Here is a 22,936-nt window from a genome sequence, read left to right on the forward strand (position 1 = left end):
GGGTCTAGGGTCAAATCCCATGACGGGGGAATATTTCAAAATCGTGCTGCTCTGCGCCCTTGGCGCACTGCTGATCGCGGCGGCGATCACCGATTTGCGTGCGCGCATCATCTCCAACCGGCTCAATCTGGCGGTCGCGCTGCTCGCCCCGCTCTGGTGGCTGGCCAATGGCTATGCGCTGTGGCCCGACATGGCGGTGCAACTGCTGGTCGGGGCGGCGATCTTCACCCTGTTTGCCGCGCTGTTCGCGCTGGGCATGATGGGCGGCGGCGACGTCAAGCTGCTCACTGCACTGGCGCTATGGTTTCCGTGGCAGGCCGTATTGTCGCTGGTCGTGCTGATGGCGCTGCTGGGTGGCGTGGTCACGCTGGTCACGGTCATCCACCACCGCATGACCCGTCGGCTGGGGCAGCCGGAAATCCCCTATGGCGTAGCGATTTCGCTCGCGGCGCTGTGGCTGCTGCCGTGGCCAACGATATCTTAACCAATTTACGTGATGAGTGAAGCACTGGGGGCAGTGCACCCACTAAAGGGAGGCGAATTTCGTCATGGATGCCAAGAAAATCGTGCTGCTGGTTGGAGCGCTTATCATAGCGGTCACTACAGCCTTGCTTGCGCGCAGCATGTTAAGCTCATCCAGCGCACCGCAGGTCAATGCCGCGTCGATGCCGACGGAAGCCGACCAGCCCCATGTGCTGGTCGCGACCAAGGCACTGCCGGTCGGCACCATCCTGGACGCGGAAAGCTTCCGCTTCCAGCCCTGGCCCAAGGATCTGATCGAACAGGCCTATTATCTTAAAGGTCAGGCTGACCCGATTAAGCTGGCAGGCAGCGTCGTACGCACCGCCATCTCGGCCGGACAGCCGCTGACCCAGGGTGGTCTGGTCAAGCCCGGCGATCGCGGCTTCCTGGCTGCGGCGCTAGGCGCTGGTATGCGGGCGGTCACCGTCCCTGTTTCGGCGCAAAGCTCGGTCGCAGGCTTCGTCTTTCCCGGCGACCGCATTGACCTGGTCCTGACGCAGAGCGTGGCGGGCGGCGGCGATGGCGAGGCGCTCAAAGTCTCCGAAACCATCCTGCGCAACCTGCGCGTCCTTGCCACCGACCAGCGCATGGATGCGATGGGCGCGGACGGCAAGCCTGAAGTGCGCACCTATTCCAACGTCACCATCGAAGTGACGCCCAAAATCGCGGAAAAGATCGCGGTTGCCCAGACCATCGGCTCGCTGTCGATGTCGCTGCGCTCGATCGCCGATACCGCGTCGGACCTCGACGCCGCCATTGCCGGCGCTGACGTTGACCTGCCCGATGGTGCCAGCCCGAACGCGGAAAAGGCGATCATCGCCAAGATCGCGTCGCGCCCGGTCGATCGCGGCTCCACCTATTCGACCGGTGCGGACGTGTCGCGCTACCAGCGCAGCTCGGTCCCGGCCAAGGCCGAAAACCAGGGCGGCCCGATGATGGCTGGCACTGGTGCCCAGATCACTGCGCCGGTCGCCATCAGAGGCCCGGTCATCCGCGTGGCCCGCGGCACCAGCGTGACCGAAGTTCCGGTCGGGGGGAAGTAAGATGAAGTCGATGCACAAGATCGCCGCACCTGCGATTGCAGTCGGCCTGGCCCTTGCCACGGCAGTGGTCCCCGGAACGGCACTCAACGCCGCCCCGTCCAGCGCGCAGGATAATGCGATATTGATGTCGGTCGGCGGCAGCCGCGTGGTCAACCTGTCGGGCAAGATGTCCGACGTGGTGATCGGCAACCCCGAAGTGGTCGACGTCCATGTCCGTTCGCAGAACCAGCTTTACCTGATCGCCAAGAAGGCAGGCGAAACCACCGTGTTCGCTACTGCCCCCAATGGCAAGGTGCTGTTTTCCGGCACGGTCCGGGTTGGCAACAACCTGACCAGCATCGACGACATGCTGCGCCTGGCGATGCCCGGCGCGAACATCGCGGTCAACAAGATGAACGGCATGGTCCTTTTGACCGGCACCATCCAGGCCCCCGAAGATGCCGCCGAAGCCGAACGGCTGACGCAGGCCTTCGTCGGCAAGGAAACGACCGTGGTCAGCCGCCTGCGCATGGCAACGCCGTTGCAGGTGATGCTCCAGGTCAAGATTTCCGAAGTCGCCAAGGATGTCGGTCACAAGATCGGAACCAATTTCTCCAGTATGGATACTTCCGGCGGCAAGGTGCTGGGCAGCATCGGTGGCGGCACGCGAAATTTCGTTACCCAGTCCACGACAGATGCAGGCCAGACCTGGACGTTCAACAATCCTTCCGATGGCAGCTATAGCCTTGGCGGCGTAGCCCGTCTGTTCGGCATGGACATTGCCGGTGCGCTGGATCTGGCCGAATCAAGCGGTCTTGCCACTACGCTGGCGCAGCCCAACCTGACCGCGCTGTCGGGTGAAACTGCCAGCTTCCTGGCAGGCGGCGAATATCCCTACACGGTCAGCAATGGCACGCAGGGCAACAGCATCGAATTCAAGCAATATGGCGTGCAGTTGGCCTTCACGCCGACAGTGCTGGCCGATGGCCGCATTTCGCTGCGGGTCCGTCCGACCGTGTCCAGCCTGGATTTCACTCTGAACGCCAACGTGCCGGCGCTCAAGAGCCGCACCGCTGAAACCACGGTGGAGCTGGGATCGGGTCAGGCCTTCATGATTGCGGGCCTGCTCAACAATGAAACCAGCAACGGCATCAACAAGGTGCCGGGCATCGGCAACCTGCCGATCCTGGGCAGCCTGTTCAAATCGCGCCAGTTCCAGCGCAGCGAGACCGAGTTGGTCATCGTCGTCACCCCCTATCTGGTGAAGCCGATGAACGCATCGGACGTGCGCTTGCCGACCGATGGTTTCCGCAACGCCAATGTCGGCCAGGGGCTGCTGCTCCAGCAGGGCAATGATGGGATCAGCGGCAAGCGCGGCGAAATGCCGCGCCGCGCCCCCGGATCACCCACGCCGGTCACCCCCGGCCCGCAGGCATCAAGCGCCCTGCCGGTCGTCGCCGCAAGCGGCAAGTCGGGCAAGCCCGGCAAAGCCGCCCCCGGCTTCAGCTTCTGACGGAAGGACCAAAGACATGACCTATCTGTCCGCCAAGACCCTCACAGCACTCGCCATATTGGCGCTGCCGCTCGCTGGCTGCGTCACCGACAGCCCCAACCGCAGCGTCGAATCGGTGCATCAGCCGGTCGTCAGCTACGCCGCCTACACGTTCGACGTGCAGGCCGGCGGCGACTCGCTGTCCGCCTATGAAGCGCGCCGCCTCAACGACTGGTTCGCTTCCATCGGCCTTGGCTATGGTGATCAGGTCGCGATCGTCACGGACGCGGGCTATTACAGCCCCGGCCTGCGCGATGGTATTGCCGATATCGTCGCCCGCCACGGCCTGCTGGTCGCGGAGGACAGCTCGGCCGCCGCCGGCGACGCGCCGCAGGGCAGCGTCCGCCTGATCGTGCGCCGCGCCACCGCCAGCGTGCCGGGCTGCCCCGATTGGAGCAGCAAGCAGGAAACTGACATGAATCTGGGCACAACATCCAATTTCGGCTGCGGCACCAACAGCAATCTGGCCGCGATGGTCGCCAATCCCGAAGATCTCGTCCGGGGTCAGGGCACCGACAGCAATTTGCGCACGGCAACGTCGAACCGCGCCATTTCCACCTATCGCGACAAGCCGCCAACCGGCGCTGGCGATCTCAAGCAAATGACAGCGGGAGGCCAGTGATATGAACGCACCTTGGAAACCTGGCTTCACCGGCCCGCGTGATCCCTTTCACGCCTTCGTCTGCGACGATCATAGCTATGATCTGGTCCGGTCGGTCTGTTCCGAACTGGGCTGGGCACCGGAAAAGGTGAACAAGGGCGGGATGCGCAACGCGGTCCAGAGCCTGTCGATCACCGCGTCGCCCCAGATCCTGTTCGTCGACATGTCTGAAAGCGGCGATCCGCTCAACGACATTAACAGCCTGGCCGAAGTGTGCGAGCCGGGCACCGTCGTCATCGCGGCAGGGCAGGTCAATGACGTGCGCCTCTATCGCGATCTGGTTGCCAGCGGCATTCAGGATTATCTGCTCAAGCCCTTCGGCGCGGACCAGTTGCGCGATGCGCTGGCGAGTGCGCAGGCCGTATTCATGGCCCCGCGCGATGCTGCGCCCGAACGCCCGCACATGACCGTCGCGGTCATCGGCACACGCGGCGGCGTGGGCGCGTCCAGCATCGCCACGTCGCTGGCATGGATGCTTTCGGAAAAGAAGAAGCGTCCGACCGCCTTGCTCGACCTCGACGTCCATTTCGGCACCAATGCGCTGGCGATGGATCTGGAACCGGGCCGTGGCCTGACCGACGCGATCGACAATCCCAGCCGCATCGACGGCCTGTTCATCGAACGCGCCATGGTGCGGGCGAGCGATACGCTGGCGATCCTGTCGGCCGAAGCGCCGATCAGCCAGCCGATGCTGACCGATGGCGGTGCCTTCTACCAGTTGCTGGAAGAATTCCGGCAGGTGTTTGAATGCAGCGTCGTCGATCTGCCGCGCAACATGCTGATCCAGCATCCGCATCTGATGACCGACGCGCATGTCACGCTGGTCGTGACCGAATTGACGCTGGCGGCGGCGCGCGACACCATTCGCATCCTGTCCTGGCTCAAGAGCAATGCGCCGCAATCGCGCGTGCTGGTGGTCGCCAACCGCGTCCATCCCGGCTCGCCCGAAATCAGCCGCAAGGATTTCGAGACCTCGATCGAACGCAAGGTCGACGTCCTCATCCCGTTCGACCTGCGTATTGGCGCGCAGGCGGCAAAGCTCGGCAAGACGCTGGCGGAAACCGCCAAGGGCAGCAAAGTCGGTGCAGCCTGCACCGCCCTGCTCGATCAGGTGATGGGCGCGGCGGACGCTGAAGAAGCGTCCGATGGTGTTGCGGCGCGCAAGAAGGGCGACTCCCTGCTCGGCAAGATCGGCGATTTCCGCAACATGATGCCGTCGCGCCGCAAAGCCAAAACCGCCGCACTGGAAGATTGACCGCGCACGCCGCCTGACCGGGCGGCGGCGTTGACTGGGGAACGGGCGAACAGATGGACGGCAATTTCATCCTGATCACGGTGCTGGTGGCGACCATATTGGGTCTGGCCATCATAGCCTTTGCCGGTCCTTCGCCGGAAAAGGCGCGCAAACGCCGGGTCGCGATGATCCGCGGCCGCCACAGCGAATCCGCCGAAGCCCTGCTTGAAGCGCGGATGCGCAAGGTGATTTCCAACCGCGCGACCGGCGTCGAAGCCAAAATGCTGGTGTCGCTCATCCCCAACCCGGAAAATCTGACCAAGCGGATCAGGATGACCGGCAAGAAATGGACGCTCAGCCAGTATATGACCGCCAGCGCGGGCATATTCCTGATACTGTCGGCGTTGCTGATGGTCCGCGGCTTTCCCTTCCTGATGGCCGTCATGGTCGGTCTGGCCGCCGGTCTGTTTCTGCCGCACTGGTGGGTCAGCCGCCTGATCAAGCAGCGGATCAACCGCTTCAACGCCAAATTCCCCGATGCGCTCGAACTGCTGACGCGCGGCCTGCGCTCCGGCCTGCCCATCGCCGAAACGCTGGGTATCGTGTCGAGCGAAATTCCGGGGCCAGTGGGCGAGGAATTTAAGCTGATCACCGAGCGGATCAAGATCGGCAAGACGATGGAGCAGGCGCTTCAGGAAACCGCCGATCGGCTGGGTACGCCCGAATTCCAGTTCTTCGTCATCACGCTCGCGATCCAGCGGGAAACCGGCGGCAACCTCGCCGAAACCCTGTCGAACCTGGCCACTGTGCTGCGCCAGCGTGCGCAGATGAAGCTCAAAATCCGCGCCATGTCGTCGGAATCAAAGGCGTCCGCCTATATCATCGGCTGCCTGCCCTTCCTCGTATTCTTCATGATCTGCTACATCAACTTCAACTATATGAGCCCCTTCTTCACGCCCGATCCGGCGGGCATTTTCGGGCTTTCGCTGATGCAGGTGATCGGCATCGGGGGCATGGGCTGGATGGCGATCGGCGCCTTCATCATGGCCCAGATGGTCAATTTTGAAATCTGATCGGGGATAAGAGACATGGACGCCCCTACCCCTGCCGGCACGCTCTTCGGCATGACCGCCACCGATTTCGGCACCCTGCTCGCGGCCCTCGCGACGCTCGCCATGCTGTTCGCCCTCTATGCGGTCATGACCGTGCGCGATCCGATGGCCAAGCGGGTCAAGGCACTGAACGACCGGCGCGAACAGTTGAAGGCCGGCATCACCGCCTCGACCGCCAAGCGCCGCGCCAAGCTGGTCCAGCGCAACCAGACGACCGATCATATGCGGTCCTTCCTGTCGAGCCTGAAAGTCTTGCAGGACGACCAGCTCAAGGACGCGCAGATTCGACTGGCGCAGGCCGGTATCCGGTCCAAGGATATGGCCGTCGCCGTCATCTTTGGCCGCATGATCCTGCCGATCGTCATCGGCGGTGCTGCCGCCTTGCTGCTCTATGGCGTTGGCATTCAGCCCGAATGGGGTCCGGTCAAGCGTTTCTTCGCCTTCGCGGTCGCGCTGCTGCTCTCCTACAAGGCGCCCGACATCTTCATCGACAACAAGGTGCAGAAACGCTCCGCCGCGATCCGCAAGGGGCTGCCCGACGCGCTCGATCTGCTGGTCATCTGCGCCGAAGCGGGCCTGACCGTCGACGCTGCCTTCAACCGGGTTTCGCGCGAACTGGGCAAGGCCTATCCCGAACTGGGCGACGAATTTCAGCTGACGGCGATCGAGCTCAGCTTCCTGACCGAACGGCGCATGGCGTTTGAAAATCTCGCCACCCGCGTCAAGCTGGATGCGGTCAAGGGCGTGGTCACGACCATGATCCAGACCGAAAAATACGGCACCCCGCTCGCCTCGGCGCTGCGCGTGCTGTCGGCTGAATTCCGCCACGAACGCATGATGCGCGCCGAAGAAAAGGCCGCCCGCCTGCCCGCGATCATGACCGTGCCGTTGATTCTCTTCATCCTGCCGACGCTGTTCGTCGTCATCCTGGGTCCCGCGGCCTGCTCGATCAGCACGGCCTTCTGAAAATTTGAGCGCGCCACGGCCCGCCGCCGTAGCGTTCCGATCCAAAACGCCCGCTTCCGCCCAAAAAGGCGGTGGCGGGCGTTGTCATTTGCAGCGTATCTCTGGGCAAAAGACATGGAGAAACGGATCGCATGAAAGCTGCAAGCCTTACCCTCGCCATCCTGACCGCAGCCATCGCCCTGCCTGCTGATGCCGCACAACCGGTCACGGGTCGCTGGGCCACGGTCGATGCCAAGGCCATCGTTCAGATCGCCCCCTGCGGCAAAAGCCTGTGCGGTAGAATCGAAAAGATCCTCAAACCCACGCCGGGCCGCCCGAATACTGACGTGGAAAATGCCGACCCGGCGCTGCGCTCCCGCCCGCTGCTGGGCCTGCCGCTGCTGACTGGCTTTTCCGACGCGGGGAGTATCTGGAAGGGCACGATCTACGACCCGGAAAGCGGCAAGAGCTACACGTCGAAAATCAGCCGCAATCCCAACGGCACCCTGAAAGTCCAGGGCTGCATCGCCTTCTTCTGCAAGACGCAGACATGGACAGCTGTGCGGTAGGGTCTTGCTGTGACGCATCTGCCGCAACGGGAACAAATCGACGGATCGGCCATATTCTTGCCCGGTCCGATACACCTCTTCACACACAGATGCTATATGAAGGCCATAAGCAAAATGACGTGAAATGCGAGGGGACGATGTTTGAGTTTTCCTATGATCCTGACCGGAATTTGATGCGCCTGGTTCAAGCGGATTATTGGTCTCTTGCGGATTTTCGTGCCTTCGAAGCTGAATTTACGAAACGGCACATGACCATCCGCAGGACCAGTCAGAACTACCGCGTCCTGGCCGACTGCCGTGACTTTCCAGTGCAATCTGCTGAAATCAGTCAAGCCTTCGGTGCATTTTTTGACAGAATCCTGAACGAAAACAAGGGACGCTATGCGATTGTCGCAAGCTCCATGTTGAACAAACTGCAAGCCAGGCGCGCCTTGCCGCAAGGCAATGTCCAGGTCTTTAGCGAGCCCGACGAAGCCATGGCCTGGCTGTTCGAGGATGGCAGCCTACCCGCCTGAGTCCCGCTTGATTACCCAAGGATGAAGTCGACCCCGGCCTTCGCATGGATCGACGTGCAGTCGTAAATCGGCAGCACATTGGCCTTCACATCGACGATCAGTTCCAGTTCGGTGCAGGCCAGCACCACCGCCTGCACATCCTGCTTGGCGATGTCGGTCATTTCCGACTTCATAAAGCGTTCGGATTCGCGGCTGATCTTGCCCACGGTCAGCTCGTCATAGACGATACGGTCGATCCGGTCGGCCAGTTCCATGTCCGCTGGCAGCAGCGACACGCCATGCGCCACCAGTCGCTGGCGATAGAATTTCTCGGTCATCACATTGCGCGTGCCGATCAGCGCAGCTTTTTCGACGCCATCGGCCTGCATCTTCTTGCCGACCCGCTCGGCGATATGGAGGATGGGCACGTTCACCGCGCCCTGTACCCGGTCATAGACACGGTGCATAGAATTGGCGCAGATCAGCAGCGCCCCCGCGCCCGCCGTCTCCAGCCGCCGCGCGGCCTCGATCAGCACGCCCGCCGCACTGTCCCACTCCTCATCGGTGGTGCAGGCCGCGACGGTTGCAAAGTCCAGGCTTTCGATCAGGAGCGGCGCGCCATGCTGCCCGCCCCGCGCGCGATGCACCGCCTGGTTGATGATCTCATAATAGCGGGCAGTGGACGTCCAGCTGAGACCGCCGATCAGACCAAGTTTGTGCATGATATCCCCAAGAAACAGAAAACCGTTCGGTTCGAGCGAAGTCGAGAACCGGCTGATCCAGCACGGCGTGTCTCGACTTCGCTCGACACGAACGGGTTAGGGTATCGGTAGCCGCGGGGGCAAGCGCTTAGTGCGCCAGTCCCTTGACGATTTCCTCGACCATCTTCTTGGCGTCGGCCAGCAGCATCATGGTATTGTCCATATAGAACACCTCATTGTCGACGCCGGCATAGCCAGCCCCGCCCATGGAGCGCTTCACGAACAGCACCGACTTGGCATTGGCCACGTCCAAAATCGGCATCCCGTAAATGGGCGACGATTTGTCGGTCTTGGCCGCCGGGTTGGTCACGTCGTTCGCGCCGATGACGAAGGCGACGTCGGCCTGGCTGAACTCGCTGTTGATGTCCTCCAGCTCGAACACCTCGTCATAGGAGACATTCGCTTCGGCCAGCAGCACGTTCATATGGCCCGGCATACGACCCGCGACGGGGTGGATCGCATATTTGACCTTCACCCCTTCCTTCTTGAGCAGGTCGCCCATCTCGCGCAGCGCGTGCTGCGCCTGGCTCACCGCCATGCCATAACCCGGCACGATGATGACGCTGTCGGCCTGCTTCATCAGGAACGCCGCGTCCTCCGCCGATCCGCGCTTGTAGGCGCGGTCGATCACCGGCCCGCCAGCACCCGCCGGTCCCGCATCGGCACCAAAGCCGCCCGCGATCACGCTGATGAAACTGCGGTTCATCGCCTTGCACATGATGTAGGACAGGATCGCACCCGACGACCCCACCAGCGCGCCGGTGATGATCATCGCGCTGTTGCCCAGCGTAAAGCCCATCGCGGCAGCAGCCCAGCCCGAATAGCTGTTGAGCATCGACACGACGACCGGCATGTCCGCCCCGCCAATCGGGATGATCAGCAGGAAACCGATGATGAAGCTGAGCGCCGTCACGGTCCAGAATACCCACGGGCTTTGATCGGTCACGAAATAGCCGATCAGCCCCAGGATCGCGGCCAGCGTGCCCAGATTGATCAGGTGACGCCCCGGCAGCATGATCGGCTTGCCCGACATATTGCCGTTGAGTTTCAGGAAGGCGATGATCGAGCCGGAGAAGGTGATCGCGCCGATCGCCACGCCCAGCCCCATTTCGATGCGGCTGGCATTGTGGATTTCACCGGTCACCGCGTCGAGAATCCCGAACGCGCCGGGATTGAGGAACGCCGCCGCGCCCACCAACACGGCGGCCATGCCGACGAGGCTGTGGAACGCCGCCACCAGCTGCGGCATGTCCGTCATTGCGATCCGCCGCGCGATGATGAAGCCGATGCCGCCACCGATGACGATGGCACCGATGATTTCGGGCAGGCTCACCACATCATGTGTGTAGAGCGTAGTCCCCACGGCGATCGCCATGCCGATCATGCCCATGCGGTTGCCTCTGCGGCTGGTCGCCGGGCTGGACAGCCCGCGCAGCGCCAGGATGAACAGGACGCCCGCGGCCAGATAAGCCAGGCTCACGCCCCATGGGATCTGTGCGATCTCATGCATCACTTGCGCTCCTTCTTCTTGTACATCGCCAGCATCCGCTCAGTGACCGCAAAGCCGCCGAAAATGTTGACCGATGCAAAGACGACCGCCAGCAGGCCCAGATATTTGGCCGCAGCGCTCCCCGCTTCCGCCGACGCGACCAGCGCGCCCACGATGATGACCGACGAAATGGCGTTGGTAACCGCCATCAACGGCGTGTGGAGCGCCGGCGTCACCGACCACACCACATAATAGCCGACAAAACATGCCAGCACGAAAACCGACAGGATGGAAATAAAGTCCATCGTCTTGACTCCCCGTTCGTCCCGATTTGGCTGCGGGACGTTGGCCTGGACGCGCGCCGCGCGAACAGGCGATTCCCCTAACCGAGCAGCCGCTCGTTCACGACCTTGCCGCCCTGTGTCAGGCGGATGGCGTTGCCGATTTCCTCGTCCAGCACCGGCGCACCCTTTTCCTTGTCCCAGAAGGCGGACAGGAAATTGAACAGGTTGCGCGAGAACAGGGCCGATGTGTCGGTGGCGAGCCGCGATGGCACGTTGCGGTGGCCGACAATCTTGACGCCGTGGCGCACGACCACTTCGCCCGCCACTGCGCCCTCGACATTCCCGCCCTGCTCGACCGCCAGATCGACGATCACGCTGCCCGGCTTCATCGACGCGATCTGCGCGTCGGTGATCAGGCGCGGCGCGGGGCGACCCGGAATCAGTGCAGTCGTGATGACGATGTCCTGCTTGGCGATGTGCGACGATACCAGCTCAGCCTGCGCTGCCTTATATTCGTCGGACATTTCGGTCGCATAACCGCCCGAACCCTCGCCCTCGATACCCGCGACCTTCTCGACGAAGATTGCCTTGGCACCCAGCGATTCGATCTGCTCCTTGGTCGCCGCCCGCACGTCGGTCGCGCTGACCTGCGCGCCCAGACGGCGCGCGGTGGCGATCGCCTGGAGACCCGCCACGCCCACGCCCATGATGAAGGCGCGCGCGGCCGAAACCGTGCCCGCCGCCGTCATCATCATCGGGAAGGCCTTGCCATATTCACTGGCGGCATCCAGCACCGCCTTATAGCCCGACAGGTTCGACTGGGATGAGAGGATATCCATCGACTGCGCGCGGGTGATGCGCGGCATGAACTCCATCGCCAGCGCTTCATAGCCCGCCGCCGCATAGGCATCGACCCGCGCGCGTTCCCCAAACGGATTGAGGCCCGCCACGATCCACGCACCGGGATTGACGCCCGCTATGCTGGCAACGTCCGGCCCCTGCACGCCCAGGACGATGTCCGCGCCAGCCACCGTCGCGGCCCGATCGGCCAAGCTGGCCCCCGCAGCGGCATAATCGGCATCAGCGACCGACGCGGTCAATCCTGCCCCCGCCTCAACCGCGACCTGCGCGCCCAGACCGATAAATTTCTTCACCGTCTCCGGCGTAGCGGCAACACGGGCTTCACCCGCAGCCTGCTCCTTCAAAACTGCAATCTTCATTATTATGGCATCCCCTCCTGTTTGTGCGTCCCGGATTTAGCCGGAGATCAGCAGCACCACGAGGGCGGCCACCGCGATCGACGCGATCGTGCCCCACTTCATCACGCCAATGAAACCCGCATAGGTTTCGGTCGCACTTTTGATATTTCCGTCTGACGCCATGTCCGGTCCCCTTCTGTGGCGGTTGCGGCGAACCTCTTATCCTGTCGCGTCCCCCCCCTCAACCCGTAGCGCCACAAGAAAATCTATCGGGGTTAAGGCCGCCTTTACCCCCCGTCCTTACCATCGGTCGCCTGTTGCTATTGAGGGGTGCGAATGGCGCGCGACGGCATACCGATACTGATGCTGATCGACGACGAACCGGCGCAAAGGCGGCTGGTTTCGGCGCTGGCGGCGCGCGCCGGGTGGCGGACGATCTTTGCCGGCGACGGCGAAACCGCCATTGCGACGCTCGGCACACAGGACGGGATGCAGCTTGACGCGATCATCCTTGACCAGTGGAGTCCCGATTATGAACCCGCCGGGCTGATCCGCGAGATTCGCGAACGCCGCCCCGCTTTGCCCATCCTGATTCTCACCGCTCATAATAATGTCGCGGTTGCCGTAGAGGCGATGCGCGCTGGCGCGACCGATTATCTGTCCAAACCGATTGCGCCCGAACGGCTGCTTGCCGCGCTCAACGCGACGATCAGCGAAGGCGCCGCCCATGGCGAACTGCGCCCGCTCACCGAAAAGATCACAGCCCCCTTGTCCTTCGAGGATGTCGTCGGCTCCGCCCCGCAATTCCGCGCAGCGCTGGCCATAGCCGCCAAGGCCGCCCGCGCCCGCGTGCCAGTGCTGATTGAGGGCGAAAGCGGCGTCGGCAAGGATGTGATCGCCCGCGCCATCCACGCCGCCTCCCCCCGCCACAAACAGGCGATGGTCACGGTCAATTGCGGCGCGATCCCCGCCAATCTGGTCGAATCCGAACTGTTCGGCCATGAACGCGGCGCCTTTACCGGCGCGTTCGACCGCCATGTCGGCAAATTCGCCAGCGCCGACACCGGCACCATCTTCCTCGACGAAGTCAGCGAAATGCCGCTCGATGCGCAGGTCAAGCTGCTGCGCGTGTTGCAGGATGGCGAAATGCAGCCGATCGGCGCGCGCCGCCCGATCCATGTCGACGTCCGCGTCATCGCCGCCACCAACAAGCGCCTGATCGAGGAAATAGAGGCCGGTCGCTTCCGCGAGGATCTCTATTACCGCCTCAACGTCGTCCAGCTGACCATCCCGCCCCTGCGCGAACGGATGGGCGATATCCCCGCGCTCTGCCGCCATTTGCTCGCGCGGATCGCCACCCAGCCCGGCCTGCGCGGCCTGGGCCTGACCGACGATGCGCTCGCGCTGCTGATGCAGCATGGCTGGCCGGGCAATGTCCGCCAGCTGCAAAACGCCCTCTTCCGCGCCGCCGTTCTGTGCGATGGCGACGCGCTGACGCCGCAGGATTTCCCGCAGATCGCGGCGCAGATCCGCGCGGGCGACCCGATCGACCGCCTGACCATCCGCCCGCGCGCCGCCAGCCAGCCGCACCGCGACGGCGCAGGCATCACCCTGTTCGAAGGCGACGGCCATGTCCGCCAGCTTGCCGAGATCGAAGCCGACGTCATCCGCCTGGCCATCGGCCATTATCGCGGCCGCATGACCGAAGTGGCCCGCCGCCTGGGCATCGGTCGCTCCACCCTCTACCGCAAACTCGCCGAACTGGGCATCGACAGCGCGGCCTGAAACGGCCCTCCGTCGCTCGACCGTTGTATTCTCCCCCCGGCTATGCTTTGGATCGGCGCATGAAAAACGTCGCCCTCATCGCCTGCCTGCCCGTCCTGCTCCTTGCCGCCTGCGGTCGTACCGAACCGGTGGCCGACATGCCAAGCCAGGAGGAACTGGCCGCCGCCGCCAACGCTGCTGCTGCCAGCGCGCTGGCCACGCAGCAGGCCGCCGAGGACGCCGAACCGCGCAATTATGTCAATCTGGAACGGGGTTTTTCCGTCAGCTTCCCCGAAGGCTGGATGAAGAATGCGGAAGCCAGCACCGCTGACGGCGCGATCTACGAAGATAAGGGCGCAGGCGCGGACGTGCGCGTATTCTGGCAAAAGAATGACAATGACGAAACGCTCCAGCAGATCGTCGAAGCGGTCAGCAGCGGGGCCGAAGGGGTCGATGGCGATTATATCGGCGACAATGAATATCGCGGCACCGCCAATGATGGCGAGGGTAATAATGTCGCGGTGCGCCTGCTCAAACAACCCGACGGATCGATCGTGACCGCCACCTTCGTCTATCCCGAAATGCTGAGCGAACAATATCAGCCCATCGTCGACAAGACCCTCGCCAGCCTGCGCGTTTTTGCGCCCAAGGGCGAGGCGGCGGCTCCGGCGGAAGCTGGTAATAGCGTGGCGGCCAAGCCGGTCGCGCCTTAAACACTACATCCGTCCGTTTCGAGCGAAGTCAACGTGGTGCGCAGGTTTCTCGACTGCGCTCGAAACGAACGGAACCAGTTAACTTAAACCGCGCTCAGTCCCGCATCGGCCAGCCCGCGCCACAGATGCAGCGCCTGCACGCTTTCGCGCACATCATGCACCCGCACCATCTGCGCGCCCTGCTCCGCCGCGCGAAAGGCGAGCGCGATGGAGCCACCCAGCCGGTCCGACGCTGGCGCTTCATTCGACAGCGCGCCGATCAGCCGCTTGCGACTGCCCGCAAACAGCAAAGGCACGCCCAGCCCCTGAAAGGTCGCAAGCCGGTTCACCAGCGCCAGATTGTCCGCCAGCCCCTTGCCGAAACCCAGCCCCGGATCGACCATGATCTTATCGCGCGCGACACCGGCGGCAAGGCAGGCGGCGACCCGCGCCTCCAGATGGTCGAACACGTCCGCCACGACATCGCCATAACCAGCAGGATTGTCGTGCGGATCGTCCCCCGACGACGGCGCGTGCATCAGGATGACGGGACAGCCCGCCGCCGCGACCACTTCCAAGGCGCGCGGGTCATGCTGCAAAGCGCTCACATCATTGACGATTTTCGCGCCAGCGCCCAGCGCCGCTTCCATCACCGCCGCCTTGCGCGTGTCGATCGACACCGGCACGCCCGCCGCCGCCAGCCGCTCGATGACGGGCACGACACGGGCAATCTCGTCGCCCTCCCATAATTTCTCCGCGCGCGGCCGGGTGGACTCGCCGCCTACATCGACCAGCGCTGCCCCCGCCGCCGCCATCGCAAAGCCCGCGTCCGCCGCCGCCTGCGGATCGCCGACATGCTTGCCGCCATCGGAGAAGCTGTCGGGCGTGATGTTCAGGATCGCCATGACCTGCGGCCCGTCGAAGCGGATCGTCCGCTCCCCCAGCGCCAATGGCGCGCGCTGCGCCGAGATATTGGCGGCCAGCATCCGCGCCCGCTGCGCCAGCGGGTCGGCCAAGCCCGCCACAACCGCGTCAAATTCCGCCACCGGGATCGTCACCCGCGCCACCCGGTCGCGCCCGCGCAGCGCGGTCAGTTCATAGCCCTGAAACCACAACAACCCATTCCCCATCCGCGCCGCCGCGCCGTCGGGAAGGCCAAAGGGCGACGGCACGAACCAGACCGGGCGGAGATACAGCCGGGCGTCGGCGGGGATAAGCGGTAGGGTCATGAAGCAGTCTTTACCTTATCTCGTCATGCTGAACTTGTTTCAGCATCCATTGGCTCTACGCCCATCCTGACGCGCAACCCTAGAGCGAATGGAGCCTGACTTTCGTCAGGATGACGGTGCGAGAATTAAGGCTCGTTCGCCAGCAAATAGGTCTGGCGCAGCGTGTCGATCGGCTGCAACTTGCCGTCAATCTCGACATGCCAGAAGGTCCAGCCATTGCAGCTTGGCGCGCCCTGCAAGGTCGCGCCCATCTTGTGGATCGACCCGGTGTCACTCCCCACTGCCAACGATCCGTCGGCCCGCACCTCCGCGCTCCAGCGGCGCTTGACGTCGCTCAGCTTCGTGCCGGGCGCGATATAGCCCGTTTCGACCAGCGTACCGAACGCCACCTTGGGCTGTTGCCGCGCGGTCTGCATGATGGTGAGCGAAGATTCATCGAGCGGCAACGCCGCCTCGATCCGCTCCAGCGCCACCTCGATATAGCTCTCCTCGCGCTCGATGCCGATCCATTTGCGCCCCAGCCGCTTGGCCACGGCGCCCGTGGTGCCCGTGCCAAAGAAGGGATCGAGCACCACATCGCCCGGCTTGGTGCAGGACAGCATCACGCGGTAGAGCAGCGATTCCGGCTTCTGCGTCGGATGCGCCTTGGTCCCGTTGCGCTTCAACCGCTCCTGCCCGCCGCAGATTGGCAGCACCCAGTCGGACCGCATCTGCAATTCGTCGTTCAGCGTTTTCATCGCCTTGTAATTGAACGTATATTTGGCGTCCTCACCCTGGCTGGCCCAGATCAAAGTCTCATGCGCATTGGTAAAGCGCGTGCCCTTGAAATTGGGCATCGGGTTGGCCTTGCGCCAGATGATGTCGTTGAGGATCCAGAAGCCCTCATCCTGCAACGCGGTGCCGACGCGGAAGATATTGTGATAGCTGCCGATCACCCAGATCGTGCCGTTGGGCTTCAATATGCGCCGTGCCTGCGCCAGCCACGCTTTGGTGAAGCGGTCATAGGCGCCCAGCGTGTCGAACTTGTCCCAGTCATTATCGACCGCATCCACCCGCCCGCCTTCGGGCCGAAACAGGTCGCCGCCCAGTTGGAGATTATAGGGCGGATCGGCAAAGATCATGTCGATGCAGCCATCGGGCAGCTTGGCCATTTCGGCGATGCAGTCGCCGCGCAGCAGGCGATCCGCCTCGATCGTGACTGGCGCGAGAGCAACCGCCTTCTTCCGCCGCGGCGCGACCCGTTCCATGACACCCATAATGCAACCCCCGTTCGTTCTGAGGCCCAGCGATGAGTCCTTCGCAGACTCCCGTCAAGATCAGCAACTTAGCGTTAACCTTTCTTACAATGGTTAACATGGGGCGGAACGAAGGGGGTAGCCACTATATGTTGAGTCGTCACCGACTCGCGGGACTCAATATCGGCCAGTGTGACGCAAAAGACTCAGCCCATCGCCCGCCAGACTTTTTTTGGTTAACGCCAAACAAGCGGGCAAAACCGGTGGCTGGCTTGACCATTTCATAACCATATGGTTATGCCGCCGCGATGACGAACAGCCCCAATGCCCCCGCCACGATCGACGCCCAGTTCAAGGCGCTGTCGGACGGCACCCGCCGCGCCCTGCTCGAATATCTGGTGCGCGAGGGCGAACAGAGCGTCCACGCCCTGACCGCCATTTCCGGCGTATCCCAACCCATGGTGTCGCGCCACATGGCCAAGCTCAAACGTGCCGCACTCGTGACCGCCCGCCGCACCGGCCGCGAAACCTGGTATAGCGCGCGGGCCAAGGGACTGGCCCCGGTGGTGCAGTGGATGGCCGTCTATGGCGCGCTCTGGTCGCAACGCTTCACTGCGCTGGAGGGGATAGGCAAATGATGCGATAGCGTCATGATGGCGCGGAACGCAGGCCGGCAAGGCGCGTTTGCCCGTGATGGAACACCGCTCCCTCATCGAACGCCTCGCCCGACATCTTGCCGCCACGCCGGACGACTGGCCCGCCCGGCTCGAGGATGCCGCCAGCATATTGGCGATCCTCAAGCAGCCAGACAGCGCCATGATCGCCGCAGGGGACGCAGCCGCATGGGAAAAGATGATCGACGCCGCGCTGCGCGAACGCTGGACAGTCACCCCGCCCACCGCAGACGCCGATCCTCCTGCAGGGGCGGATGAGGAAGGCGAAATCCGCCTGTCCCCCGACGCCGTGGGTACCAACCGCGCCGACTGGGTCCATCTGCAAACGCCACAGGAGACATCGCCATGAAAGGGCTGCTCAAACTCGCCATCGTCACCGGCCTGGGCGCCGTCGCGATCCGCGGCTGGCGCGACTGGATGGGCACCGCCCAACCCCTCGACGATCGCGGCCCGGTCGGCTCGTCCGGCATCATCCGTGACGCTGGCCCGCAGGAGGGCGTGGCGGCAAAGGATTGGGACAAGATCGACGAACAATCCGACGAATCCTTCCCCGCCAGCGACCCGCCGGGCAATTACTGAGCGGTTGAACATAGCCAAAGCGCTCCCCTTCCAAGGCAATCGTTGCGAAATTCCCATGCCCCACAAAGCTAGTCATTCCCGCGCAGGCGGGAATCTATCTCCGGACATAAAATCAAGACGATAAGATGGGAGATGGATTCCCGCCTTCGCGGGAATGACGATATAGTGTTGGATTATGCGCACGTCGCAACAATCCTCGTGCCGGACGAACCTGGAATATCCATGCCTGCACACCCTTCCTTGCCCCCGCCCTGCCCGCCCCCTATTGAGGCGGCAAGACGGGCGGCCGATGGCCCACCTTAAACTGGGGAATCTTATTCTATGCCTTCGGGTTTGATCGCGCTGCTCGATGATGTGGCGGGCATTGTTAAACTGACCGCGACCTCGCTGGACGATGTCGCCGCCGCCGCTGGCAAGGCGGGGACGAAGGCGGCGGGCGTGGTGATCGACGATGCCGCCGTCACCCCGCGCTATGTCATGGGCCTGACGCCCGACCGCGAACTGCCGATCATCTGGAAAATCGCCAAGGGATCGCTGCGCAACAAGCTGCTGTTCCTGCTGCCCGCCGCGCTGCTGATCAGTGCGCTCGCCCCCTGGCTGCTGCCCCCGCTCCTTATGCTGGGCGGCGCGTTCCTGTGCTACGAGGCGGCGGAAAAGCTGCTCGAAGCGATGCAGGGCGGCCATGATGTCGCGCAGGAGGCGCTCGAAACGCACAGCTCGGCCGATCTGGAAAACCAGAAAGTATCCAGCGCGATCCGCACCGACTTCATCCTGTCGGGGGAGATCATGGCGATTTCGCTCGGCACGGTCGCGGCCGAACCGATCTGGGAACAGGCGATCATCCTGGTGGTCGTCGCCTTCCTGATCACCGCGGGCGTCTATGGCGTCGTCGGCTTCATCGTGAAGATGGACGATATCGGCCTGCATCTGGCCAAGCGCGCATCTGCGCTCACCCGCATCATCGGGCGCGGGATGGTGAAGGCGATGCCCGTCATCATGAGCGTTTTGGGAGTCATCGGTACCGCGGCGATGCTGTGGGTCGGCGGCGGGCTGATCGTCCATGGCCTGCACGAATTTCACTGGGATATGATCCCCGACACGATCCACCACGCCGCGCAGGGTGCCGCCAGCGCCCTGCCCGCCATCGGCCCGCTGGTCGACTGGACCGTCAACGCCATCGGCGGCGCGATCGTCGGGCTGGTCGTCGGCGGCATCATCGTCGCCGCGCTGCATGTCATTCCCCGAAAGCAATAAAGCCAAACCCATGTCCTCCCCCTGGCGTATCGAAGCCACCGCCCTTGTCGCCCTGGCGCTGCCGATGATCGCGGGCAATATCGCCTGGTCGGCGATCGCCGCGACCGACCTGCTGCTGCTTGGCCGTCTGGGTGCAGAATCGGTCGCAGCGGGCGCGCTCGGCATCAACCTGTTCCATGCGCTGCTCTTGTTCGGCATGGGGCTGGTCACCGCCGCCTCGCCGCTGATCGCCAGTGAGCGGGGCCGCCGCCGCCATTCGGTGCGCGACGTCCGCCGCACCGTCCACCAGACGCTGCGCGCCGCCGCCCTGTTCGTCATCCCCGCCTGGGCCATTTTGTGGCAGAGCGAGGCCATCCTGCTCGCCATGGGCCAGGACGCCGATCTCGCCCATGGCGCGGGCCGGCTGATGCGCGGCCTGCAATGGGCTTTGCTCCCCTTCCTTGGCTTCACGACGCTGCGCACCTTCATCGCCGCATTGGAGCGCCCGGTCTGGGGCTTGCTCATCATGCTCGCCGCCATCCCGTTCAATGTCCTGGCGGGCTGGGCGCTCATCTTTGGTAATCTCGGCTTCCCCCCGCTCGGCCTGTTCGGCGCGGGGCTGGCCAGCACCGCCTCCTCCTGCTTCCTCTTCTTCGGGCTGCTTGGCGTCATCCTGATCGACCGCCGTTTCCGCCGTTACGCGCTGGTCGGTCGCTTCTGGACGCGCGATCGCGAACGCCATCGGCAGGTCTGGGCGCTGGGCCTGCCCATCGCCATCACGCTGGGCTTTGAAACCACCGTGTTCAATGCCTCGGCGCTGCTCATGGGCCTCATCGACCGCGATTCACTCGCCGCCCATGCCGTCGCGATCCAGATCGCCGCCCTGGTGTTCATGGTCCCCATGGGCATCGGCCAGGCCGCCACGATCCGCGTCGGCCTGGCCTATGGCCGCCATGATCGGGCGGGCGTGGGCCGCGCTGGCTGGCTGGCGTTGATCATCGGCACCGGCTTTGCCTGTTGCGCCGCCCTCGCCCTCATCCTGATGCCGCTCACGCTCGTCTCGGCCTTTCTCGATCTCAACAATCCCGCCAATGCGCGCACTGTCCAGCTCGCTGTCAGCTTCCTCGCCGTCGCCGCCTTATTCCAGCTGGTCGACGCCGCGCAGGCCGTCGGCGCAGGCGTGCTACGCGGGGTGCAGGATACCAGGGTGCCGATGATCTTCGCGATGATCGGCTATTGGCTCGTTGGCATTGGCGTCGGCACGATCCTGGCCTTTCCGCTGCGGATGGCGGGGCTGGGCATCTGGCTGGGCCTGGCTGCAGGCCTTGGATCGGTCGCCGTGCTGCTGGTCACCCGCTGGTCCTTGCGCGAACGACTGGGGCTGGTGCGTGGCTGATACGATTGCGCGGCCCGGAAATGGTGCAGCGCACAAAGCAATTGATCGAATCGCCCAAATCGGTCAGACGTCGATCACTATGCAAGCCCCGACCGAGATTTTTGAAGCGATCGCGCTCCAGAAGTGCCTGATGGTGACCTATAACAAGATGGTCGTCACCCTGGCCCCGCACATCCTCTACACGCGCCATGATGAATTGTTCATCGACGCCGTGACCGTGGACCGCGACGGCAAGCCGCCGCGCGAGCTGAAACTCGGCACCTTCAAGCTGGTGGGTCTGTCCGACCTCAAGGTGCTGGACGATCCGTTCGAGGCGATGCACGGCCTCTACGACCAGAATGACGACAAATATCGGAACGTCACCCTGTTCGCCGTCGCGCCGGAGAGCGCCGCCGCCTGATTGGCGGGCCTGCCATTACACACCGTTCGCCCTGAGCGAAGTCGAAGGGCTCTGCTGAGCCGCAGGCGAAGCTGCTTCGCTCCGCTCAGCACAAGGCTTCGACTTCGCTCAGCCCGAACGGACGGGGTCGTTGCAACCCCTCACTTCTTCAACCGATAGCCCGTCCTGAACATCCAGCCGATAATCCCCAAACACACCGCCAGCATCCCCGCGACGAAGATCAGGCTGAACTCGATGGCCACATCGCCCTTGCCAAAGAAGGTCCAGCGGAAGCCCGAAATCAGGTAAACGATCGGGTTGAACAAAGTGATCGTGCGCCACGGTTCGGCCAGCATCTGCACCGAATAAAAAGCCCCGCCCAGAAACGTCATCGGCATGATCAGCAGCATCGGGATCACCTGCAACTGCTCGAAACTCTGCGCCCAGATGCCCAGGATGAAGCCGAACAGGCAGAAACTGATCGCGATCAGGATCATGAACCCCGCCATCGCAAACGGATGCGCCACCGGCACGTCGACGAACAGATGCGCGGTCAGGAAAATGATCGTCCCGATGATCAGCGACTTGGTCGCCGCCGCGCCCACATAGGCGATGATCGTCTCGGTCGCGGAAACCGGTGCAGACAGCAATTCATAGATGGTGCCGGTGAATTTGGGCATGTAGATGCCGAAACTGGCGTTGAAGATGCTTTCGGTGAACATCGCCATCATGATCAGCCCCGGCACGATGAAGGCGGCATAGGGGATGCCGTCCACCTCCGTCATCCGCGACCCGATCGCCCCGCCAAACACCACGAAATACAGCGTCGTCGTGATCACCGGCACCAGCAGCCCGGTCAGCAGCGTCCGCCGGAAGCGATGCAGCTCGAATTTGTAGATAGACGCGATCGCGCGCAGGTTGACCAAACTCATGCCGCCTTCTCCTGATGGACCAGGCTCACGAAAATATCCTCCAGGCTGCTCTGCGCCGTATTCAGATCCTTGTAGCCGATGCCAAGGTCACCCAGCCGCCGCAGCAGCGACGACACGCCGGTCCGCTCCGCCTGGGTATCGAAAATATATTCAATCTCCTGACCATCGCCCTTCAGCGTCACGTCCCATTCCGCCAGTTCCACCGGCACCGCCGCCAGCCGCTCGGCCAGCACCACGGTCAGCGTTTTCTTGCCCAGCTTCTTCATCAGCGCGGTCTTGTCCTCGACCAGCATCAACTCGCCCCGGTTGATCACCCCCACCCGGTCGGCCATTTCCTCGGCCTCCTCGATATAATGGGTGGTCAGGATGATGGTCACGCCGGTTTGCCGCAACTCGCCTATCAGCTTCCACATGTCGCGGCGCAACTCCACGTCCACGCCCGCTGTCGGTTCATCCAGAAACAATATGCGCGGTTCATGGCTCAGCGCCTTGGCGATCATCACCCGGCGCTTCATGCCGCCTGACAGTTCCAATATCTTGGCGTTGCGCTTGTCCCATAGCGACAGGTCGCGCAGCACCTTTTCGATATGCGCGGGATTACGCGGCTTGCCGAACAGCCCCCGGCTGAACGTCACCGTATCGATCACTCGCTCGAACTGGTCGGTCGACAATTCCTGCGGCACCAGCCCGATCGCGTCGCGCGCGCCGCGATAGTCGCGCACGATGTCATGTCCGGCCACCTTCACGCTGCCGCCGGTCGCCCGCGCTATGCCGCAGATGATGGAGATCATCGTCGTCTTGCCCGCGCCGTTCGGCCCCAGCAGCGCAAAAATCTCGCCTTCCTCGATGCTCAGGTCAACGCCCTTGAGCGCCTCGAACCCCGACGCATAGCGTTTGGTGAGACCTTGAATGTCTATGATGGATGCCATGGATGGCTCTGCCCCTTTTGCGTTGCGGCAAAGATAGGAGGCAGATTGCC

Annotated in this window: 25 protein-coding genes and 1 pseudogene; 17 read left to right on the top strand and 9 right to left on the bottom strand. The window is 63.5% G+C overall.

From position 1 onward, the window contains the following. Nucleotides 1-19: 19 nt before the first annotated feature. From D0Z70_RS04135 to D0Z70_RS04175, 9 genes and pseudogenes are all read left to right on the top strand, one after another. Nucleotides 20-497, top strand: a pseudogene (locus tag D0Z70_RS04135) (A24 family peptidase). Between the two features lie 51 nt (nucleotides 498-548). Further along, nucleotides 549-1,565, top strand: coding sequence for a Flp pilus assembly protein CpaB (gene cpaB, locus D0Z70_RS04140; protein ID WP_119744147.1), 1,017 nt, complete (start codon nucleotides 549-551; stop codon nucleotides 1,563-1,565). Between the two features lie 10 nt (nucleotides 1,566-1,575). Next, entirely contained in the window at nucleotides 1,576-3,057 is a 1,482-nt protein-coding gene (locus tag D0Z70_RS04145; RefSeq protein ID WP_420820368.1) for a type II and III secretion system protein family protein, read from the top strand. Nucleotides 3,058-3,073: 16 nt separating this feature from the next. Continuing rightward, entirely contained in the window at nucleotides 3,074-3,718 is a 645-nt protein-coding gene (locus D0Z70_RS04150; RefSeq protein WP_119744151.1) for a CpaD family pilus assembly protein, read from the top strand. 1 nt (nucleotide 3,719) lies between these two features. Further along, complete coding sequence (locus tag D0Z70_RS04155) at nucleotides 3,720-5,012, top strand: pilus assembly protein CpaE (protein WP_119744152.1); 1,293 nt, start codon at nucleotides 3,720-3,722, stop codon at nucleotides 5,010-5,012. A gap of 53 nt (nucleotides 5,013-5,065) precedes the next feature. After that, a complete protein-coding gene (locus D0Z70_RS04160) occupies nucleotides 5,066-6,064 on the top strand; it encodes a type II secretion system F family protein (RefSeq protein ID WP_119744153.1) in 999 nt (332 codons plus the stop codon). 15 nt (nucleotides 6,065-6,079) lie between these two features. Continuing rightward, nucleotides 6,080-7,069 (top strand): type II secretion system F family protein, encoded by a 990-nt coding sequence (locus D0Z70_RS04165; protein ID WP_119744154.1) that lies wholly within the window; start codon nucleotides 6,080-6,082, stop codon nucleotides 7,067-7,069. Between the two features lie 131 nt (nucleotides 7,070-7,200). Then, nucleotides 7,201-7,617 (top strand): DUF2147 domain-containing protein, encoded by a 417-nt coding sequence (locus tag D0Z70_RS04170; RefSeq protein WP_119744156.1) that lies wholly within the window; start codon nucleotides 7,201-7,203, stop codon nucleotides 7,615-7,617. Nucleotides 7,618-7,754: 137 nt separating this feature from the next. After that, nucleotides 7,755-8,132 carry an STAS/SEC14 domain-containing protein gene (locus D0Z70_RS04175; RefSeq protein ID WP_147418736.1) on the top strand — a complete coding sequence of 126 codons (378 nt, stop codon included), beginning with the start codon at nucleotides 7,755-7,757 and terminating at the stop codon, nucleotides 8,130-8,132. Between the two features lie 11 nt (nucleotides 8,133-8,143). Here the strand turns inward: D0Z70_RS04175 and D0Z70_RS04180 are convergent, their stop codons facing one another. The 5 genes from D0Z70_RS04180 to D0Z70_RS04200 all read right to left on the bottom strand — a co-directional run bounded on the left by D0Z70_RS04180 (nucleotide 8,144) and on the right by D0Z70_RS04200 (nucleotide 12,027). Continuing rightward, nucleotides 8,144-8,833: an aspartate/glutamate racemase family protein gene (locus D0Z70_RS04180; protein ID WP_119744158.1), complete on the bottom strand. Its 690-nt coding sequence runs from the start codon at nucleotides 8,831-8,833 to the stop codon at nucleotides 8,144-8,146. 127 nt (nucleotides 8,834-8,960) lie between these two features. Further along, entirely contained in the window at nucleotides 8,961-10,382 is a 1,422-nt protein-coding gene (locus D0Z70_RS04185) for an NAD(P)(+) transhydrogenase (Re/Si-specific) subunit beta (RefSeq protein ID WP_119744159.1), read from the bottom strand. Next, nucleotides 10,382-10,666, bottom strand: coding sequence for a proton-translocating transhydrogenase family protein (locus D0Z70_RS04190; RefSeq protein ID WP_006950157.1), 285 nt, complete (start codon nucleotides 10,664-10,666; stop codon nucleotides 10,382-10,384). Before D0Z70_RS04190 ends, D0Z70_RS04185 begins: the two co-directional genes overlap by 1 nt. 77 nt (nucleotides 10,667-10,743) lie before the next feature. Further along, nucleotides 10,744-11,865, bottom strand: coding sequence for an NAD(P) transhydrogenase subunit alpha (locus D0Z70_RS04195; RefSeq protein WP_119744161.1), 1,122 nt, complete (start codon nucleotides 11,863-11,865; stop codon nucleotides 10,744-10,746). Nucleotides 11,866-11,901: 36 nt separating this feature from the next. Beyond that, on the bottom strand, nucleotides 11,902-12,027 hold the full coding sequence (locus D0Z70_RS04200; RefSeq protein ID WP_119744163.1) for an aa3-type cytochrome c oxidase subunit IV: 126 nt from the start codon (nucleotides 12,025-12,027) through the stop codon (nucleotides 11,902-11,904). A gap of 153 nt (nucleotides 12,028-12,180) precedes the next feature. On the opposite strand from D0Z70_RS04200, the gene D0Z70_RS04205 reads away from it, so the two are divergent. Together D0Z70_RS04205 and D0Z70_RS04210 are read left to right on the top strand one after the other, a co-directional pair. Then, nucleotides 12,181-13,629 (top strand): sigma-54-dependent transcriptional regulator, encoded by a 1,449-nt coding sequence (locus tag D0Z70_RS04205; protein ID WP_119744164.1) that lies wholly within the window; start codon nucleotides 12,181-12,183, stop codon nucleotides 13,627-13,629. Between the two features lie 59 nt (nucleotides 13,630-13,688). After that, entirely contained in the window at nucleotides 13,689-14,321 is a 633-nt protein-coding gene (locus D0Z70_RS04210) for a hypothetical protein (RefSeq protein WP_119744166.1), read from the top strand. A gap of 83 nt (nucleotides 14,322-14,404) precedes the next feature. Here D0Z70_RS04210 and folP read toward each other — a convergent pair whose 3' ends face one another. Then, nucleotides 14,405-15,529: a dihydropteroate synthase gene (gene folP / locus D0Z70_RS04215; protein WP_119744167.1), complete on the bottom strand. Its 1,125-nt coding sequence runs from the start codon at nucleotides 15,527-15,529 to the stop codon at nucleotides 14,405-14,407. 125 nt (nucleotides 15,530-15,654) lie between these two features. Then, nucleotides 15,655-16,785 (bottom strand): site-specific DNA-methyltransferase, encoded by a 1,131-nt coding sequence (locus tag D0Z70_RS04220; protein WP_119744168.1) that lies wholly within the window; start codon nucleotides 16,783-16,785, stop codon nucleotides 15,655-15,657. 287 nt (nucleotides 16,786-17,072) lie between these two features. Between D0Z70_RS04220 and D0Z70_RS04225 the strand changes: the two genes are divergently transcribed. The 6 genes from D0Z70_RS04225 to D0Z70_RS04250 all read left to right on the top strand — a co-directional run bounded on the left by D0Z70_RS04225 (nucleotide 17,073) and on the right by D0Z70_RS04250 (nucleotide 21,046). Next, the gene (locus tag D0Z70_RS04225; RefSeq protein ID WP_119744169.1) at nucleotides 17,073-17,402 is read left to right on the top strand and encodes an ArsR/SmtB family transcription factor; all 330 of its coding nucleotides are present in this window, start codon (nucleotides 17,073-17,075) and stop codon (nucleotides 17,400-17,402) included. A 55-nt stretch (nucleotides 17,403-17,457) separates the two neighbouring features. Next, entirely contained in the window at nucleotides 17,458-17,787 is a 330-nt protein-coding gene (locus D0Z70_RS04230) for a hypothetical protein (protein ID WP_119744170.1), read from the top strand. After that, complete coding sequence (locus D0Z70_RS04235; RefSeq protein ID WP_119744172.1) at nucleotides 17,784-18,017, top strand: hypothetical protein; 234 nt, start codon at nucleotides 17,784-17,786, stop codon at nucleotides 18,015-18,017. Before D0Z70_RS04230 ends, D0Z70_RS04235 begins: the two co-directional genes overlap by 4 nt. A 321-nt stretch (nucleotides 18,018-18,338) precedes the next feature. Continuing rightward, nucleotides 18,339-19,271, top strand: a complete 933-nt coding sequence (locus D0Z70_RS04240; protein WP_119744173.1) for a DUF808 domain-containing protein — start codon at nucleotides 18,339-18,341, stop codon at nucleotides 19,269-19,271. Nucleotides 19,272-19,281: 10 nt separating this feature from the next. Beyond that, nucleotides 19,282-20,646 (top strand): MATE family efflux transporter, encoded by a 1,365-nt coding sequence (locus D0Z70_RS04245; RefSeq protein WP_119744174.1) that lies wholly within the window; start codon nucleotides 19,282-19,284, stop codon nucleotides 20,644-20,646. A gap of 79 nt (nucleotides 20,647-20,725) precedes the next feature. Beyond that, nucleotides 20,726-21,046 carry a hypothetical protein gene (locus D0Z70_RS04250; protein ID WP_119744175.1) on the top strand — a complete coding sequence of 107 codons (321 nt, stop codon included), beginning with the start codon at nucleotides 20,726-20,728 and terminating at the stop codon, nucleotides 21,044-21,046. Nucleotides 21,047-21,186: 140 nt separating this feature from the next. On the opposite strand, the gene D0Z70_RS04255 is transcribed toward D0Z70_RS04250, so the two are convergent. Both D0Z70_RS04255 and D0Z70_RS04260 read right to left on the bottom strand, forming a co-directional pair. Then, entirely contained in the window at nucleotides 21,187-21,957 is a 771-nt protein-coding gene (locus D0Z70_RS04255; RefSeq protein ID WP_119744176.1) for an ABC transporter permease, read from the bottom strand. Then, nucleotides 21,954-22,886 (bottom strand): ABC transporter ATP-binding protein, encoded by a 933-nt coding sequence (locus D0Z70_RS04260; protein ID WP_119744178.1) that lies wholly within the window; start codon nucleotides 22,884-22,886, stop codon nucleotides 21,954-21,956. Before D0Z70_RS04260 ends, D0Z70_RS04255 begins: the two co-directional genes overlap by 4 nt. Between the last annotated feature and the right edge of the window lie 50 nt (nucleotides 22,887-22,936).

The sequence above is a fragment of the Sphingobium terrigena genome, from assembly GCF_003591655.1.
In the GTDB taxonomy this organism is placed as follows: domain Bacteria; phylum Pseudomonadota; class Alphaproteobacteria; order Sphingomonadales; family Sphingomonadaceae; genus Sphingobium; species Sphingobium terrigena.